This window comes from Pseudomonas sp. SP16.1 (assembly GCF_052682975.1).
Genome location: NZ_JBQYFZ010000001.1, coordinates 1,782,495 through 1,799,676 on the forward strand (window position 1 = coordinate 1,782,495; position 17,182 = coordinate 1,799,676).

Here is a 17,182-nt window from a genome sequence, read left to right on the forward strand (position 1 = left end):
CATGCAGATGAATTGCATTCAGGAGCTGGTGGAGGCGCTGCGCCACGGCGAGATGGTGGTGCTCAGCGACGATGACGGCGACAGCGAGGGCGTGCTGATCATGGCCGCCGAGCAGGTCGATGCCGAGTCGATCAACTTTATGGCCCTGCATGCCCGCGGGCTGATCTGCCTGGCCCTGACCGAGGCGCGCTGCCAGGCGCTGGGCCTGTCGCTGATGGTGCCGCACTCGCGTTCGGTCAATGGCGCGGGTTTCACCGTGTCCATCGAGGCCACCCTGGGAGTGACCACCGGCATTTCGGCCGAGGACCGGGCCCGCTCCGTGCAGGTGGCGGTGGATCCGGCCAGCCGGCCCAGCGATCTGGTGCAGCCTGGGCATATCTTCCCGGTCCAGGCCCTGCCGGGCGGGGTGATGAACCGCGCCGGCCATGCCGAGGCCGCCAGCGACCTGGCCCGCCTGGCCGGCCTGCTGCCGGCCGCGGTGATGGTCGGCATTCTCAACGACGAGGGCGAGGTGGCGCGCGGCGAGGAGCTGCACCACTTCGCCCGGCAACATGGGTTGAAGATCGGCAGCATCGCCGAGCTGATCCATTACCGCATCCTGCACGAGAGCACCATCCGCCGCAGTGCCGAGCGGGTGCTCAACACGCGTCACGGCGCCTTCCGGGTGCTGGCCTACCGCGACGACTATCGCGGCCAGTTGCACCTGGCGCTGGTCATGGGCCAGGTCAGCCGCGAGCGGCCGACCCTGGTACGGGTACAGGCCGTGGAGACCCTGCGCGACCTGCTCAACGTCGAGGCGCCTGCGGGCGCCTCGCACTGGAATCTCGACCGGGCCCTGGCCCGGGTCGCGGCCGAGGGTTGTGGCGTGGTGGTGCTGCTGGCGCAGCAGGAGAGTGCGGACACGCTGCTCGAGCAATTGCAGGAGGGCTACCTGCCCAGGGCGCCCAGTTTCCCGCAGCGCACCCTGGGCATAGGCGCGCAGATCCTGCGTGACCTGGACGTGCGGCAGATGCGCCTGCTCAGTGCACCCGGGCCCTATAAGGCCGTCTCCGGCTTCGAGCTGGAGGTGGTTGAATTCGTGTCCTGCCCGCTTAATCTGAATGAACTATCGCCAGCCCTGGAGAGCGCCGAATGAACGCGGCTTTGGACAAACTGCTCGGCCCTTGCCACCTGGCCGGTCTGAGTCTGCGCAACCGGGTGATCAAGACCGCCACCTTCGAGGGCATGTGCCCGGGCGGCATGCCCAACGATGACCTGATTCGCCACCACGCCGGCATAGCCCGCGGAGGTGCGGGGCTCACCACCGTGGCCTACTGTGGCGTCTCGCCCGACGGCCTGACCTTTCCCGACCAGATGTGGCTGCACGAAGGTGTGCGCAGCCAGCTCGAACGCCTGAGCGCTGCGGTACATGCCGAAGGTGGCGCGCTCAGTGCTCAACTGGCCCACTGCGGTGGCTTCAGCCGCAACCGCCCGCGCAATATCCCGCGGCCGCGGGGGCCAAGTGTCGCCGTCAACCAGTATGGCCTGCTCAGCGGCGTGCCCCTGACCGGCGCCATGGGCCCGGACGATTTGCACAAAACGGTGGCCGAATATGCCGCCGCCGCGGCCTTCGCCAGGGAGGTCGGCTTCGATGCCCTGGAAATCCATATGGGCCACGGCTACCTGCTCAGCCAGTTCATTTCGCCGCTGATCAACCGGCGCCGCGACGACTACGGCGGCTCGCTGGACAACCGCATGCGCCTGCCGCTGGAGGTGCTCGCGGCTGTGCGCCGGGCGGTCGGAAAGGACATGCCGATCCTGGCCAAGCTCAACCTCAGCGACGGCTGCGCCGGCGGCCTGGAAATCGGCGAGGCCTGTCAGGCCGCGCAACTGCTGGAGCAGGGCGGCCTGGATGCCATCGTCATGAGCGGCGGGCTGGTCAGTCGCAGCACCATGTTCCTGTTCCGTGGCGACAGCCCGCTGCCCTATATGATCCCGCTGGAGAAGAACCCGCTGCAGCGCCACGCCATGAAGCTGTTCGGCCCGGCGACCATGCCCTCGCTGCCCTTCAGCGAGCTGTACTTCCTCGAACTGGCACGGCAGATGCGCCAGGCGGTCAAGCTGCCACTGGTCTACCTGGGCGGCGTCAGCAGCGCCAGCGGCATGGCCCGGGCCATGGCCGAAGGCTTCGACTTCGTCGCCATGGGCCGGGCCCTGCTCAACGACAATGCCTTGCTGCAGCGCGTGCGCGAGCAGGGCGAGACCTGGGTCAGTCCCTGCACTCACTGCAACCAGTGCGTGGCCAGCATGAATCTGCCCGGCGGCACCCGTTGCACCCTCGATCAACCGGACGCCTTCGCCCGCGCTGCGCACTAGACCCCGCTCGACGATACGATGGACAAGCCTTCGGCAGGTCCGTCCCACGCGGAAACCAGCCCTTAGCCCGGATTGCATCCGGCCATAGCGAAGTGACTGGGGTTCACCGTACGACTGCCTCACAAAAAAGAGCCCCGGAGCGTTAACTCCGGGGCTCGGTTATTGCGACTGAATCAGGGCGCCAGGCCCTCGAGCATCTTCTCGGTCTGTTTCTGCAGGGCAGGGGAAGCGCTCAGGTTGCCGTCGATGACGCTGACCACCGCATTGCCGATGAACAGTTGGTAGGCGTCCGCGCGCTGCTGCTCGGCGGTCGGTGTCGCGGGCGGCACCAGGTTGACCCGCACCACGCCCTGGTCATCACGCTGGGCCTGGAAGCCGACCATGCCCCAGTCGCCGATCGGCGCATGACTGACGCCTGCGACCTCGCCGGCTTCGCGGGCCGGGTAGTTGATGTTCAGCCCGGTGCTGCCGGGCAGGCCGAGCACGTTCAGCTCGCAGAACGGTCGGGCCTTGCCGCCACTTTCGCTGCAGCGGCGCTTGGCTTCGGCACCCGCGACGCTGGCCGTCTCGATCAGCTTGACGGTGAAGTTGGCGGTATCGTCCATGGCGTTGAGGGTCTGCAGATAGCCGGCTTGCTGATCGCGCATGATCAGCTCGAGGTCGATCGCGGTGGACACCGCGACTGCCGGCACGCCCTTGAACATGGCGCGCACCGCGGCATTCACCGTGCCGGACATCTGTGTCAGCGGGCCGACGTTGTCGCCGAAGTTGCTGCCGGAGACCACCAGATCCGGTGGATTGTCCTTGAGCAGCAGGTCGAGACCGACGTTGACCGCATCCACCGGCGTGCCGATAGCCATATTCTTGCCCGCCGGCATGCTGAAACCGGCGGGGGCGCCAACACAGTATTTGCCAGGGGCCAGCTCGGTCACGGCCAGGGGTTGGCCGGGGCTGACCACGCTGGCAGCGCCGATGCCGCTGTTGTCCTTGTCCGGTGCGATCAGGGTGACCTGGTGGCCGGCAGCGACCAATGCCCGATGCAGCGCATCGATGCCCGGGGCGCGGCAGCCGTCGTCGTTGGTCAGCAGGATGTTCAGGGCATGGGCCGGTTGCGCCAGGGACACGGCGGCCAGGGTCAGTGAAGTGGCGAGCAGGTTTCTCATTGTTGTTTTCTCCTCGGGGATGAGCGGGCCCGGACCCGGGCCCGGGTTGAAGCGGCAGCGCCCATGCACAATCAGGCGCTGACCGATCAATTGGATCGCACGTAAAAGCAGGAACGCTTGCCGCTGGAAGCAGGTTCCGGGGCGATGCCCGGCTGGCGCCGCAGCGCTCAGCCGGGCCGGGAGTCAGCGGGTGCCCAGCTTGCGCAGGTTGCCCGGGGTGAAGTCGTCGTGGGTGAACTGGCTGACGTTGAGCCGCGCTGGTTTCTGCTCGTCGAGCAGGCGGTCGACCATGTAGGACCCGGAGAGCAGGTCGTGGTAGATGCCCAGGCGCGCATGGTAGCGCTGCATGTCGTAGGCGTAGATCGAGGTCTGCATGTTGGTGCGCCAGAACTGCCCGCGGCTATCGTAGTTGTCGGCCAGTACGGCAGCCCAGGTGTCCTCGTCGAGGTAGAGCACGCGGCGCGCGTAGATATGTCGGGCATTCTTCTTCAGCGTCGCCTCCAGCACCCAGACGCGGTGCTTCTCATAGCGCATGTACTCGGGGTTGAGGTGGCCCGAGGTGGACAGCAGCTGCTCGTGGCTCACGCCGGGGTCGTCGACGCGGTAGTTGTGGTAGGGGATGTACAGTTCCCTCTTGCCGGCGATCTTCCACTCGTAGCGATCCGCCGCGCCGTTGAACAGGCGGTCCTCGTCGTACACGCGAAAGCCCCCGGCGCCGGTCGGCGAGTCGTAGCCGACGGTCGGCGCGCGGCGCACACGGCGCTGGCCGGGAGCGTACTGCCAGGCCTGGCGTGGCTGGCTGACCGGGTTGATGAACTCACGACCGACCACGATCTCGCCTTTCTTGCGCACCGGTGCCAGGTTGGTCAGCATGAAGTGCGACATGATGCTGTTGGCGGTGTCCAGGTTGTACGCAGGCGTCGACCAGATGGAGAAGATCTTGTAGTCGATCTTCTCGAACACCTTGTTGCCGTCGGCATAGTTGACCACCTGCAGGTAGTTGGCCTCTTCCGTGGAGGCGCGCCCCTGCAGGGTGTGGTTGAACATCAGCTCGTTGCCGTCCTTGGGGATCGGGAAGGGCGAGGCGCCCCAGGCGTTCTGGGTGCCCATGCCGTCCTCGATCAGCTCGGCGTTGAGCGCGTTGTGCTTGATGTAATCCTCGGTCTGCTGGTCCATGCGGAAGTCGCGATGGCTCGGGTAGACCGGAATCCTGAAGCTGTCCGGGTAGCGCTGCAGCAGGGCCTTCTGCCCGTCGGTGAGGTTGTCTTGGTACTGCGCCATGTTCTGCGCGGTAATCACGAACAGCGGTTGCTCGTCGGCATAGGGGTCCTGATACGCCGAGCCGGGGCCGTCAAATTTGACGTGCGGCGGTGCGCCGCGCCATTTGCCGCTCCAGGCCGGAATGCTGCCGTCGGCGTTGCCAGCTTTTTCGGCGCCCATGGGCGTCAGGTCCTGGCCCAGGCGGGCGGCCTCCTCGCTGCTGACCTTGGCCTCGGCGGCCAGGCTGGCGCCGAGCAGGGTGGCTAGCAGGGCACCGCGAAACAAACGGGTGGTCTTGGTGTTCATGCGATATTCCTCCGGCTCAGGGCTCAGAAGCGGTACTTGAAGGTCAGGGCGATATTGTCGCGATCGGCCAGCGGCGCATTGCCGGCATTGCCGAGAAACGCGCTGTACAGGGCCTCGACTGAGAAGTTGCCGAGGTAGCGCCAGTTCGTGCCGATGCTCAGGCGGTCATCGCCTTCGCCGTTGTTGATCGAGCCGAGCAGGGCGCTGTCGCGTTGCGCGGCGGTGCTGTAGGTGATCGGTACGCTCATGTCCCAGCCGCTGAATACGTTGTTGTAATCGAGCGAGGCCTGCACGGTGTAGCCCCAGGCATCGCGATCCTGCAGCAGGCTGTCGCTGCCCGGCAGGCTGAAGCCGGGGAACAGCTGCACCGGCGCCGAGGCATCGTTGTCGAGCACGGTGTTGTAGACCAGCTCGCCGACCAGTGTGGTGTTGTCGGCGAAGGACGTCGGGCCGAGCACATGGATCAGCGCCACCTGAGCCTGCAAGGTCTCGGCACGCACCGCGCTGGCGAAGGCGTCATCGACCAGCACCGGCTGGCCGTCCCTGTAGCTGATTTCGCCGCCGATGCTGGTGTCGCCGATCACCGTGGCGAAGCTGGCGCCATACTGGTCGATGTCCTCGAAGTAGCGCGCCCGGTAGCGGCCCAGCGTCGAATGGAAGTCGAGCATCGGCGTCTTGGCGTGGAAGCGCGAGTAGTACAGGCCGAACTCGGTACTGCCCAGGGATTCGGCGGCGTAGGTCATGGCCAGGCCATACTGGCCGCTGTCCGATGGCTTGTCGTCGCTTAGGCGGCGGACGAAGCCGCTGGCGTCGTTGAAGCCGCCCTCGTCGATGAAGTCGGTAGTGGAGAAATAGCTGCCCACGCCGAACAGCTCGGTCTGCTTCCACTCGTACTGGTAGTAGGCCTGCAGGTTGACTGCGTCGCTCAGGCTGTACTGGGCGTAGAGCTGGCCGACCGGCAGGAGGATCTCCTTGACCTCCACGCCGGGGCTGGTGGCCTTCGTCGCGTCCACCGGGCTCTGTGCCGAGGAAATGCCCTGGTAGAACAGGCTCTCGCCCCAGCTCACCACCTGATCCCCCAGGCGCAGGTTGAGATCCTGGCCGGCTACCTCCCAGGTGCCGTACAGGTAATGGTCGAGCAGGCGCAGATCGTCGCGGTGCTGCTCGACGGTCTCGTCGGAGAAGCGGTCGGGGCGCGCGCAATGGCCGCCGGCGAAACAGTTCGAGGTGCCGGTATCGTTGTCGTTACCGCGGTCGTAGACATTGTCGTAGAAGCCGACGGCGCGCACGAACAGGCCGTAGCTACCTCGCCAGTTGAGGTTGGCCTCGGTGAGGAAGCTGGCGCGGTTGTTGATCAGGCTGCCACGATCGAAGGCGTTGTTGCCGTCGTTGCCGTCGGCATTGGCACTGCCGCTAAGCGCCTTGTCGCGCGAGGCCAGGCGCCAGGCCATGCCGTAGCTGAGGGTGGTATCGAGGTCGAGGCTGAGTTCATCGCTGGGGTTGAAGGACAGCGCGCTGGCCTGGCTGGCCAGGCCCAGGGTGCACAGGGCGAGGCCAGCGCGAATGGCGCTACGCAAGGTGTTGGGGGCGAGTCTTGTTGTTGTCATGTCGTCCTCATACCTGACCGGGAGGATCCCGGCCGCAAGGGGGTGAGTAGGAATTACGGTCGAGACTATGGAGGCGTGCCCCGCGGGGCAACATCGTCCAAGCGGACTAAGCGAGAACCTTTGGATGGGCACGCGTGCGGCGCTAGTCCCAACGGACGATGCCGTGCCACAGCCTGCCGCCAACAATCGATCACATAGCTCGGACCGAGCCCTGCTCGCCCGGCTCCCTGCGGTTGCGCGGCGTCCACGAGGAGGTGGCCCTTGAACGAATCCCCGAAACTCTACGAGGCAAGCTGTGACGTGCTGGTGGTGGGCTCCGGCGCTGGTGCGCTGTGCGCCGCGCTGCGGGTCCGCGACCACGGCCTGGACGTGCTGGTGATCGAGAAGAGCGATCAGTACGGCGGCACCTCGGCGGTCTCCGGTGGCGGTATCTGGATTCCCAACAACCACCGCATCAAAGCCCTCGGCGGCGAGGATTCGGTGGAGGACGCCCTGCGCTACCTGCGCAACGTGGTCGGTGAGGATTACGACGAACTGCGCCTGCGCGCCTATGTGGAGAACGGCCGGCATATGGTCGAGTACCTGGCGCAGCACACTCGCGTGCAGTTCGAGGCCCAGCCCCAGTACGCCGACTACTACCCGGAAACCGACGGAGGCAAGCCCGGCTACCGCTCCATGGACCCGCTGCCGTTCGATGCCCGCGAATTGGGCGAGGAGTTCTTGCGCATGCGCGCGCCGACCCCGGCCACGCTGATGATGGGGCGCATGTCCATGACCATGAAGGAGGCGCGGGTCATGCTCTGCCGCGGCCCCGGCTGGATCAGCATGACCGCCAGGGTGCTGTGGCGCTACTGGAGCGACTGGCGGGGCCGCCGGCTGTCGCGGCGCGACCGCTTTCTCACCCTGGGCAATGCGCTGGTCGGCGCCCTGCGCCGCTCGCTGATGGATCGCGACGTGCCGCTGGTGCTCAACTGCGCGCTGGACGAACTGCTGGTGGAGGACGGCCGGGTGGTCGGCGTGCTGGCCGTGCGCGAGGGCCGCAGTCTGCGCATCCGCGCCCGTCAGGGGGTGATCCTGGCGGCCGGTGGCTTCGAACGCGACCCGCAGATGCGCGCGCAGTACCTGCCCAAGCCGAGCAGCTGCGACTGGAGCGCCACCCCGCCCGATAACAATACCGGCGATGCCATTCGTGCCGGCCAGGGCGTCGGTGCGGCCACCGCACTGATGGCACATGGCTGGTGGGCGCCGACCACCCGCGTGGAAGGCGAGGACCGCCAGCGGCCGATCTTCGTCGAGCGCGCCCTGCCGGGCTGCATCCTGGTGGATGGCGCCGGCCGGCGTTTCGTCAACGAGGCGGCGCCCTACACCGATATCGTCTACGCCATGTACGGCAACGACAGCCCGAGCACCCGCAGCGTGCCCTGCTGGATGCTGTTCGACGCCGATTTCCGCCACAAGTACCCCTGCGGCGGCCTGCTGCCGGGCTATGCCATGCCCGACCGCAGCCTGCCGGAAAACCTGCGCCGTTCCATGTACAGGGCCGACAGCCTGGCCGAACTGGCCCTGCTGATCGGCGTCGACGGCAACGGCCTGCAGGCCTCGGTGGCGCGCTTCAACCCCATGGCCGAGGCCGGCGACGACCGCGACTTCGGCAAGGGCAAGTCGCTGTTCGACCGCTACTACGGCGACCCCGGCGTGCAGCCCAACCCCTGCCTGGCACCGCTGCGCAAGGCGCCTTTCTATGCCATCCGCATCGACGCCGGCGATATCGGCACCAAGGGCGGGCTGCTCACCGATGGCGACGCCCGCGTACTGCGCGAGGACGGCAGCGCCATCTCCGGGCTCTACGCCATCGGCAACTGCGCCGCCTCGCCCATGGGCAAGACCTACCCCGGCGCCGGTTCGACCCTGGGTCCGGCCATGGTGTTCGGCTACCAGGCCGCCAACCACCTGTATCAGCTCAGCCAGGCGAGCAAGCGTGCGCCGGTCCTCAGCGCAGACTGAACAGCCAGGAGGCTAATGTGATGCACAACGCTCAGATCGCCCTGGTCACCGGCGCCAGCCGTGGCGTCGGCAAGGGTATCGCCATTGCCCTCGGTGCCGCCGGCATGACGGTTTACCTCAGCGGCCGTTCGGCCGCGTCCAGCAGCAGCCGGCTGCGCGGGCAGACCCTGCCGGGAAGCCTGGCGGAGACCGCCGTGGCGGTGACCCGCGCCGGGGGGCAGGGCATCGCGGTGCCCTGCGACCATGCCGAAGACGAGCAGGTGCGCGCGCTGTTCGCCCGCATCGAGGCTGAGCAGGGGCGCCTCGACCTGCTGGTGAACAACGCCACCTTTCTCCACGAAAACCTGATCGACCCCGGCCCGTTCTGGGAAAAACCCCTGCAGATGGTCGACATCCTCGACGTCGGCCTGCGTTCGGCCTATGTCGCCAGCTGCCACGCCGCGCCGCTGATGCTGCGCGGCGGGCGCGGGCTGATCGCCTTCGTCTCGTCCTACGGCGCCGGCTGCTATATGCACGGCCCGGCCTATGGCGCGCAGAAGGCCGGGGTCGACAAGTTCGCCGCCGATATGGCGGTGGACCTGGAAGGCAGCGGCGTGAGCACCGCCTCGCTGTGGCTCGGCCCGCAGCGCACCGAACGCACCGCCATTGCCGGCTCTGCGCGCGCCGATCAGTACCAGGCCTTTCTGGCCAATGCCGAGACGCCGGAGTTCAACGGCCGGGTGATCCATGCCCTGCTCAACGACCCCAAGCGCGAAAGCCTCTCCGGGCAGACCCTGATCAGCGCCGAGCTGGCGCTGCGTTACGGCATCAGCGAAGCCGAGGGGCGCCAACCGCCGTCCTACCGCGAGATGCTCGGCGCGCCGCGCCAGCAGCATCCGGCGCGGGTTATCTAGGGAAACTCTGAAATAGCCGGGCGCAGGCGGGACAGCGGCTTTATCGCTGAACAGCGCTTGCGCCGGCCTCCGTAGTCCCTGGGCTCCGGCCTTCGCGGGAGTGGCGGTAAATGGCTTTTTCAGAATTTCCCTAGACGACGGTTGCAGAGAATGCGCCAGCCACCTGTTGCGGCGCGATACAGCAAACCCTCGGCAGGTGCCTGCCGAGGGTTTGCTGTTTCTGCCTTGGGCTTGCAGGCCCTGCAGCCTGATCCAGCTCACGCCGCCTGCGGCGGGCACAGGGGCAACGGTTGCCGCTGTCCACTATCAGGGCGGTGCGCCCGCACAGGCGCGATGGGCTGGGCAGGGAAACGACATTGGCAGGGCTCCGGGGCGTGGCCTACCCGGGGGCGCTCGGTAACGCCTTCACTGTCGCACGCACTGTGCCCTGGCGAAGCGTCCGCTGGGCATGCCGGACATGTCTGGTCAAGACGGCAACGGGTAGGGTGCGCCGGGTGCACCAGCTCTGGCAGCGGACAAGCGGTGCGCGCGGCGCACCCTACCGCTTCCGGCCGCAGTGGGCCGAGCGAACGCAACCCGCTATTGGCTAGCTCCAAAAACAAAGGCCCCGGCACCCGCTGAAAGCGGGGCAGGGGCCTGGCGTCAGGCTGTGGCGGGAAACTCAGCCCTGCTGTAGCTGTTGCTGCTTGCGGAAGTAGGGGATCACGTGTTCGCCGATATTGCGCAGGGTTTCCAGCTGCGCCCACTGCGGCACCGTGCCCATCTGGCAGATGAACAGGATTTCGTCGGCGCCGGCGTCGATCAGGCGCTGCACGTAGCCGATGCAGTCCTGCACGGTGCCGTAGGCGTGGTTGGGGTTCATCATCGCCATGGTCGGGTCGGAGAAGTCCACGCTGACTTCCTCGGAGGCGAAGCGCGACTTGATCACCGCCTGGCCGTTGCCATCGACGAAGGTGTCGTCCTTCCACTGCTCCGGGTCCGGGCGCTCGCCGCCGGCGTACCAGTAGGCCAGGGACTCCATGAAGTAGCGCTGGCCGCGGATGCCGATATGGCGGGCCTTTTCGTTGTCATCGAGGACAATGGCCGGGCACAGCGCGGCGATATGGCGGTTGGGGCGGAAACCGACCTGGTTCTTCTCCTCGCGGTTGTCCCAGGCCTCGTGGTACACCGCCACCTTCTTGGCGATCTCCTCGGGGCCGCCGAAGCCCAGTACCAGGGCGCCCATGCCGCGGCCGCCGGCGTTCTTCAGCGACTCGGTGTTGGTGCAGGCCAGGTACATCGGCGGGTGCGGGTCCTGGTAGGGCTTGGGATGGATCGGGCGCTTGGGGATCTTGACGAAGTCGCCGTTATGTTCGATCTCGTCCTGCACGAACATCTTCGGGATCAGGTACATGGCCTCGTCGATCTGCGGCTGCAGGGTGGCGAGGTCATAGCCGAAGGTGCCGGCTTCCTGCTGGGTGCCGCCCTTGCCCACGCCGAAATGCACGCGGCCCTTGGACAGCAGGTCGAGGGTGGCGATGCGCTCGGCGACCTTGACCGGATGGTTCATCGCCGGCGGCAGGCAGACTACGCCATGGCCGATGCCGATGCGCTCGGTCTTGCCGGCGACGAAGGCCAGCATGGTTTCCGGGGCGGACATGTGCGAGTAGTTGGTCAGGGCGGTGTGCTCCACACACCAGAAGGTGTCGAAGCCGAGCTTGTCCGCCAGCACGGCCTGCTCGACGGTTTCGTCGAACACGCGGCGATCGCCCACGCGGCTGGCGTCGAGTGTCTGTGCTTCGTAGATCAGGGAGAATTTCATGGGATTGGCCCTTGTTGTTCTGGCTAATGAGTCCAGGCCGGCGATGCCGCAGCCTTGAAGCCATGGTCGGAGATGGCGGGCGTGGCGGAATCCCCCAAACAGACTACTCAAATCGGTGCCGTACACAGCACGACGCCCGCGATTGCGGGCGTCGTGCGGGTGGGTGGCGATGGCTGTCAGCGCGTAGGGTGGACATCGCTCTTTATGTCCACCATCGGGGGTGATCCCGCCTCCGATGGTGGATTGGTGAAGCGTGATCCACTCCAGGTCACCGCGGAGGGCAAGGTGCTTAGAGGAAAAAGTCCTTGCTGTCCTGGCCCATGCTTACCGCGCCCAGGTTGAGCGCGTACTTGCCCGGACAGTTGGCCACATGGGCGCGGCCGCTATGGATGTCGCGGAAGGCGCGGTTCAGGCCGTGTTCGCGGAAGATGCTCGAGGCGCCGCTGTTGTACATCAGCGCGGCGACCGCCTGGGCGCACTTTTCGGGCACTATTGCCGAGTCGTAGCGCATCTTCACCCGCTCGGCCATGGTCAGCGGCTGGCCGTCGCGGGCACGCTGCATCATCAGGGCGAAGTTGCGCAGCAGCACGGTCTTGCATTCGTCCACTGTGACCATGGCATTGGCCAGGGCGGTCTGCGCGCTCGGATCCTGGACGATCTTGCGCCCGTCGTTGACCCCCACGCGCTGGCGGTTGACCTCGCCGAACAGGTCGATGGCGCCTTGCAGCGCGCCGATGGTGGAGGACGACACGGCGCGTACGAAGATCTGCCCGAACGGGATGCGGAACAGCGGCGCGGTGTTGACCGCATTGCCTGGGCTGTTCTGCATGAAACCGTCGATCGAGCGGTGCGTGCGGTACTCCGGGACGAAGGCGTCCTCCACCAGCACGTCGTGCGAGCCGGTGGCTTCCAGGCCCATCACATCCCAGTTGGCGAGCACGCTGTAGTCGCTGCACGGCACCAGGAAAGTACGGTAGTCCGGCGCGCCGCCCGGCTCGCTCGGCGGCACCATGGCGCCGAGAAACGCCCATTGGCAGTGCTGGCTGCCGGAGGAGAAGCCCCAGCGCCCGGACAGGCGAAAGCCGCCTTCGACCGGGGTGACCTTGCCCACCGGCATATAGGAAGAAGAAATCAGCACGCTGGAGTCCTCGCCCCACACGTCCTGGGCGGCACGATCGTCGAACAGCGCCAGCTGCCAGTTGTGGATGGCGATCACGCCCAGCACCCAGGCCGAGGACATGCAGCCCTCGGCGAGGCACATCTGTACTTCGAAGAAGTCCTGGGGCTCCAGTTCATAGCCGTCCCAGCGGGCCGGCTGGAGAATGCGGAAGAAACCGGCGACGTGGAAGTCGTGCAGGGTCTCCTCCGGCATGCGGCCCTCGCGGGCGGCCTGCGGCGCGCGTTCGCGCAGCACCGGTACCAGTTCCCGGGCGCGTTGCAGCAGGCGCTGGCGGATCAGCTCTTGGTCAAGCATTTGTGGTTCTCCTCTGGGTGCCCCGGTGCGGGGCTTTGCGGGCCATCGCTGGTGATTGCAGCAGTCGCCAGCGGCCACGGCATCCCTCAAACGGACCATATACCGCTGTGTCTGCGCAGCCCGGAGGAGCGTGCGCGGCGCATAGTCCCCTCGGACGATGTTGGCGCTGGGCCAGGGGGCAAGAATCGGCTCCAGCTCAACAAGAGGGCCATGCCATGAGCCAGACCGATCTGAAATCCATGATGCTTCAGGCGATGCGTCGCCTGGCCAAGTCGGTGACCATCATCACCACCAGCAATGGCAGCGAGCGCTTCGCCATGTCGGCCACCGCGGTCGACTCGCTGTCCACCGAGCCGCCATCGCTGCTGATCTGCGTCAACCAGACCGCTTCACTGCATGCCGTACTGGATGCCGGCGCGGACTTCTGCGTGAACATCCTCGGCCTGGAGCAGGAGCACCTGTCGCACCTGTGCAGCGGCCCGATCAAGGGTGAGGCGCGCTTCCAGCAGGGCAATTGGCTGACCAGCGAAGGTGGCATTCCCTACCTGGGCGATGCCCAGTCGGCGATCCTCTGTCGTCAGGACGGCAAGTTCAGCTACGGCACCCACACCATCTTCATCGGCCGCATCGAGCAGATCCACAACCATGGTCAGATCAGCCCGCTGGTCTATCTGGATGGCGTCTACACCACCACCGCCCAGCTGGCGGCGGCGAGCTGAGGGCCGGCCATGACCGCGATGCAACTCGATCCCCTGGCGCCCTTGCGGGTAGCCGACGGCGATGACCTGCATTGGCACGATGAGACCGACCTGCTGGTCGTTGGCTTCGGTGGGGCGGGTGCCTGCGCCGCCATCGAGGCGCGCGGTCGTGGCCTCGACGTGCTGGCCCTGGATCGCTTCGCCGGCGGCGGCGCCACTGCCCGTAGCGGTGGCGTGGTGTATGCCGGTGGCGGCACCGCGCAGCAGCAGGCGGCCGGTTATCAGGACACGCCCGAGGCAATGTTCGACTACCTGCGCCACGAAGTGGGCGATGCGGTGTCGGAGGCGACCCTACGCGATTTCTGCCAGCGCAGCCGCGAGCAGATCCAGTGGCTGGAGCGCCAGGGCGCAGGCTTCGAGGGCAGTGTGCCGCCGGTCAAGACCTCCTACCCGAGCGACCAGTACTACCTCTATTACTCTGGCAACGAGGCGGTGGCATCCTATGCCGGCCCTGCCGCACCGGCACCGCGCGGGCATCGCACGGTCTGCTCCGGGCAGGCCGGGCGGGCGCTGTTCGCCGCGCTTAGGAACAGTGCGCAACGGCTGGGTGTGCGTCTGCACACGCAGTGCGAGGTACGCCGTCTGGTGCAGGACGCCAGTGGCCGGGTGCTGGGGGTCGAGGCTTGGCGCCTGCCGGAAGGTAGTCGCGTGGCCCGGCGTCACGCCCGTCTGGCGCGCTGGGCCGACGACCTGCAGCCCTATCTGCCGGCCCTGGCCGATGCCCTGCGTCGCCGCCTGCGAGCGCTGGAACTGAACCACGCCGAACGCCGTCTGTTGCGTGCCCGCCACGGGGTGCTGCTGAGCAGCGGTGGCTTTGTCTTCAATCGCGCCATGCTGGCCGAGCACGCGCCCCATTACCTGGCAGGCATGCCCCTGGGTACCGGCGGTTGCGATGGCAGCGGTATCCGTCTGGGGCGCAGCGTCGGCGCGCTGGCCGAACGCATGAACAAGGTCAGTGCCTGGCGCTTCATCAATCCGCCGCTGGCCTGGGCTCGCGGCGTGGTGGTCAATGCCGCTGGCCGGCGTTATTGCAACGAGGAGGTGTACGGCGCCACCCTCGGCCATGCCATGGTCGAGGACAACGGCGGCCGCGCCATCCTGATTCTCAACCGCCAGCTGATGCGCCAGGCCTTTGCTCAGATCGGTCCGGGCAAGGTGTGGAACTTCCAGCGCATGCCGGCGCTGATCAGCATGCTGTTCAACTGCAAGCGCGGTAACACCACGGCCGTGCTGGCCGAACGCTGCGGCCTGCCGGCCGCGGCGCTGGAGCAGACCCTGGCCGAGTACAGCGCCGCCGCCCGTGGCGAGTGCGCGGATCGCCTGGGCAAGTCGCCGGCCTTTCTCGCCTCGCTGGAGCAGGGGCCCTGGTACGCCATGGACCTGTCGTTCGACAGCCCGCTGTTCCCCTGCGCCACCATCACCCTCGGCGGATTGCGCCTGTGCGAAAGCAGTGGCCAGGTGCTGGACGGCGCCGGCTCGCCCATCCCCGGCCTGTATGGCGCCGGGCGCACCGCCGTGGGCGTGGCCTCCAATCTCTATGTATCCGGCCTGTCCATCGCCGACTGCGTCTATTCCGGGCGCCGTGTCGGCGCCCATGTGGCAGGTCTCGTCAGTGCCGTACAGGCCATCCCAGGAGAAGCATGATGAAAAGAGTCGAAGGCAAGGTCTGCATCGTCACCGGCGCGGCCAGCGGCGTGGGCCGCGAGGATGCCCTGCTGCTGGCCCGCGAGGGCGCACGGGTGGTACTCACCGACCTCAACGAGGAACTGGGTCGCCAGGTCGCCGCCGAGATTGGCGAGCAGGCGCTGTTCGTGCGTCAGGACATCGCCAGCGAGGCGGACTGGCAGCTTGTGATCAAGCTGACCCTGGAGCGCTTCGGCCGCCTCGACGTGTTGGTCAACAACGCCGCCATTCTCGCCGTCGGCAGTATCGAGGACACCAGCCTGGAGTTGTGGCAGAAGGTGCAGCGGGTCAACAGCGACGGCTACTTCCTCGGCTGCAAGTACGCCGTGGCAGCGATGAAGGACAGTGGCGGCGGCAGCATCATCAACATGTCGTCGATTTCCTCCCTGGGCGGCATGCCGGCGTTCTGCGCCTATTCCTCGTCCAAGGGCGCGGTGACCGCCATGACCCGCTCGATCGCCGTGCACTGCCGCGAACAGGGCTACCGCATCCGCTGCAACTCGATCCATCCCGACGGCATCAATACGCCCATGATCCAGGCCCTGGCCGGTGGCGCGCCCACCTCCCAGGAAGAGCTGGAGCGCAACCCGAAGAACCGCATGTGCGACCCGCGCGATATCGCCAACCTGGTGCTGTTCCTGGCCAGCGACGAGTCGCGCTTTATCAACGGCGCCGAACTGCGGGTGGACAACGCCCAGCTGATCAGCGGCCTGCTTTGAGGTGTAGCGATCATGGGTAGCGCAGAACAGCTGACAATGGCCGCCGCACCGACCCAGGGCGGCGCCTGCCGCCTGCAGGTGGCGGCAGTGATCGAGGAAACCAGCGACAGCCGCTCCGTGGTACTCGAGGTGCCGGCCGAACTCGAGGCGCGTTTTGCCTACCTGCCGGGGCAGTTCCTCGGTTTTCGCGTGAACCTGGACGGGCAGCGCCTGACCCGCTGCTACTCCATGTCCAGCTCCCCGGACTGCGATGCGATGCCGCGGGTTACGGTCAAACGGGTGGTCGGTGGGCGGGTGTCCAACTGGTTCAACGAGCAGGTGCGCGTCGGCGACTGGCTGGAGTTGCTGCCGCCGGCCGGGCAGTTCCATCTGCGTCCCGGCGAGCACGAGCTGATGCTGTTCGGTGGCGGCTCGGGGATCACCCCGGTGTTTTCCATCCTCAAGTCGGCGCTGCTGACCACCTCGCGGCGTATCACCCTGGTGTATGCCAACCGCGACGAGGCCTCGGTGATTTTCCGTGACGAGCTGCGTGAACTGGCCAAGGCCTACAGTGAGCGGCTGCAAGTGATTCATGTGCTCGACTCGGTGCAGGGTTATCTGAGCGAAGGCGAGGTACGCCAACTGGTGCGTGGGCATGCCGGTGCCGAGTTCTATATCTGCGGTCCCGGCCCCTTTATGGATACGGTGGAGAAGGCCCTGCTGGACGCCGGCGAGGAGCCACGGCGCATCCATCTGGAGCGTTTCGTTTCCCCGGCCGATGCGCCGGCCGAGCCGGAGGCGGAAGCTGCCGGCACACCGCAACAGGTCGAGCTGCTGGTGGAACTGGACGGCCAGCAGCACAGCCTGGCCTACCGTCCCGGCGACACCCTGCTGCAGACCTGCCTGAGCGCAGGCCTGGATGCGCCCTTCTCCTGCGAGGAGGGCTTCTGCGGCGCCTGCATGTGCCAGGTGGAGGAGGGCGAGGTGCGGCTGTCGCGCAACGATGTGCTCAGCCCCGCAGAACTGGCCGAGGGCTGGACCCTGGCCTGCCAGGGACGGCCGCAGAGTGCGCGCCTGCGCCTGAAGTTTCCCGATTGAATCTCTGCTCGCTGCGTCGTGATACTCCTGTCGATTGTGGCGCATGTGCGCCGTCCACTGAGCTCGATCTGATCGGCAACGA

At 66.9% G+C, this 17,182-nt stretch carries 13 protein-coding genes; 8 read left to right on the forward strand and 5 right to left on the reverse strand.

All coding sequences use genetic code 11. The features are described from left to right. The first annotated feature begins 1 nt into the window (after nt 1). Both ribB and ACUTAF_RS08715 read left to right on the forward strand, forming a co-directional pair. A complete protein-coding gene (ribB, locus tag ACUTAF_RS08710; RefSeq protein WP_445579596.1) occupies nt 2-1,135 on the forward strand; it encodes a 3,4-dihydroxy-2-butanone-4-phosphate synthase in 1,134 nt (377 codons plus the stop codon). Then, nucleotides 1,132-2,355 (forward strand): NADH:flavin oxidoreductase, encoded by a 1,224-nt coding sequence (locus tag ACUTAF_RS08715; protein WP_445579597.1) that lies wholly within the window; start codon nt 1,132-1,134, stop codon nt 2,353-2,355. The genes ribB and ACUTAF_RS08715 overlap by 4 nt, the downstream gene beginning before the upstream one ends. 173 nt (nt 2,356-2,528) lie before the next feature. Here ACUTAF_RS08715 and surE read toward each other — a convergent pair whose 3' ends face one another. The 3 genes from surE to ACUTAF_RS08730 form a co-directional block, all read right to left on the reverse strand. Next, a complete protein-coding gene (surE, locus tag ACUTAF_RS08720) occupies nt 2,529-3,518 on the reverse strand; it encodes a 5'/3'-nucleotidase SurE (protein ID WP_445579598.1) in 990 nt (329 codons plus the stop codon). Nucleotides 3,519-3,701: 183 nt separating this feature from the next. Then, nucleotides 3,702-5,084, reverse strand: coding sequence for a DUF1329 domain-containing protein (locus ACUTAF_RS08725; protein WP_445579599.1), 1,383 nt, complete (start codon nt 5,082-5,084; stop codon nt 3,702-3,704). A 23-nt stretch (nt 5,085-5,107) separates the two neighbouring features. Then, nucleotides 5,108-6,691, reverse strand: a complete 1,584-nt coding sequence (locus ACUTAF_RS08730; protein ID WP_445579600.1) for a DUF1302 domain-containing protein — start codon at nt 6,689-6,691, stop codon at nt 5,108-5,110. 261 nt (nt 6,692-6,952) lie between these two features. Here ACUTAF_RS08730 and ACUTAF_RS08735 point away from each other — a divergent pair, with 261 nt between their 5' ends. Next, nucleotides 6,953-8,695, forward strand: a complete 1,743-nt coding sequence (locus ACUTAF_RS08735) for an FAD-dependent oxidoreductase (protein WP_445579601.1) — start codon at nt 6,953-6,955, stop codon at nt 8,693-8,695. A 20-nt stretch (nt 8,696-8,715) separates the two neighbouring features. Next, complete coding sequence (locus ACUTAF_RS08740) at nt 8,716-9,588, forward strand: SDR family NAD(P)-dependent oxidoreductase (RefSeq protein WP_445579602.1); 873 nt, start codon at nt 8,716-8,718, stop codon at nt 9,586-9,588. Between the two features lie 661 nt (nt 9,589-10,249). Here ACUTAF_RS08740 and ACUTAF_RS08745 read toward each other — a convergent pair. Together ACUTAF_RS08745 and ACUTAF_RS08750 are read right to left on the reverse strand one after the other, a co-directional pair. Next, nucleotides 10,250-11,389, reverse strand: a complete 1,140-nt coding sequence (locus ACUTAF_RS08745) for an LLM class flavin-dependent oxidoreductase (RefSeq protein WP_445579603.1) — start codon at nt 11,387-11,389, stop codon at nt 10,250-10,252. A gap of 289 nt (nt 11,390-11,678) precedes the next feature. Then, nucleotides 11,679-12,863: an acyl-CoA dehydrogenase family protein gene (locus ACUTAF_RS08750; protein ID WP_445579604.1), complete on the reverse strand. Its 1,185-nt coding sequence runs from the start codon at nt 12,861-12,863 to the stop codon at nt 11,679-11,681. 215 nt (nt 12,864-13,078) lie between these two features. On the opposite strand from ACUTAF_RS08750, the gene ACUTAF_RS08755 reads away from it, so the two are divergent. The 4 genes from ACUTAF_RS08755 to ACUTAF_RS08770 are packed head-to-tail and all read left to right on the forward strand — an operon-like array spanning nt 13,079 to nt 17,100. After that, nucleotides 13,079-13,582 carry a flavin reductase family protein gene (locus tag ACUTAF_RS08755; RefSeq protein WP_445579605.1) on the forward strand — a complete coding sequence of 168 codons (504 nt, stop codon included), beginning with the start codon at nt 13,079-13,081 and terminating at the stop codon, nt 13,580-13,582. 9 nt (nt 13,583-13,591) lie between these two features. Next, nucleotides 13,592-15,265 carry an FAD-binding protein gene (locus tag ACUTAF_RS08760; RefSeq protein ID WP_445579606.1) on the forward strand — a complete coding sequence of 558 codons (1,674 nt, stop codon included), beginning with the start codon at nt 13,592-13,594 and terminating at the stop codon, nt 15,263-15,265. Further along, nucleotides 15,265-16,023: a glucose 1-dehydrogenase gene (locus ACUTAF_RS08765; RefSeq protein WP_445579607.1), complete on the forward strand. Its 759-nt coding sequence runs from the start codon at nt 15,265-15,267 to the stop codon at nt 16,021-16,023. The genes ACUTAF_RS08760 and ACUTAF_RS08765 overlap by 1 nt, the downstream gene beginning before the upstream one ends. A 12-nt stretch (nt 16,024-16,035) precedes the next feature. Next, nucleotides 16,036-17,100, forward strand: a complete 1,065-nt coding sequence (locus ACUTAF_RS08770; protein ID WP_445579608.1) for a 2Fe-2S iron-sulfur cluster-binding protein — start codon at nt 16,036-16,038, stop codon at nt 17,098-17,100. Nucleotides 17,101-17,182: the final 82 nt, after the last annotated feature.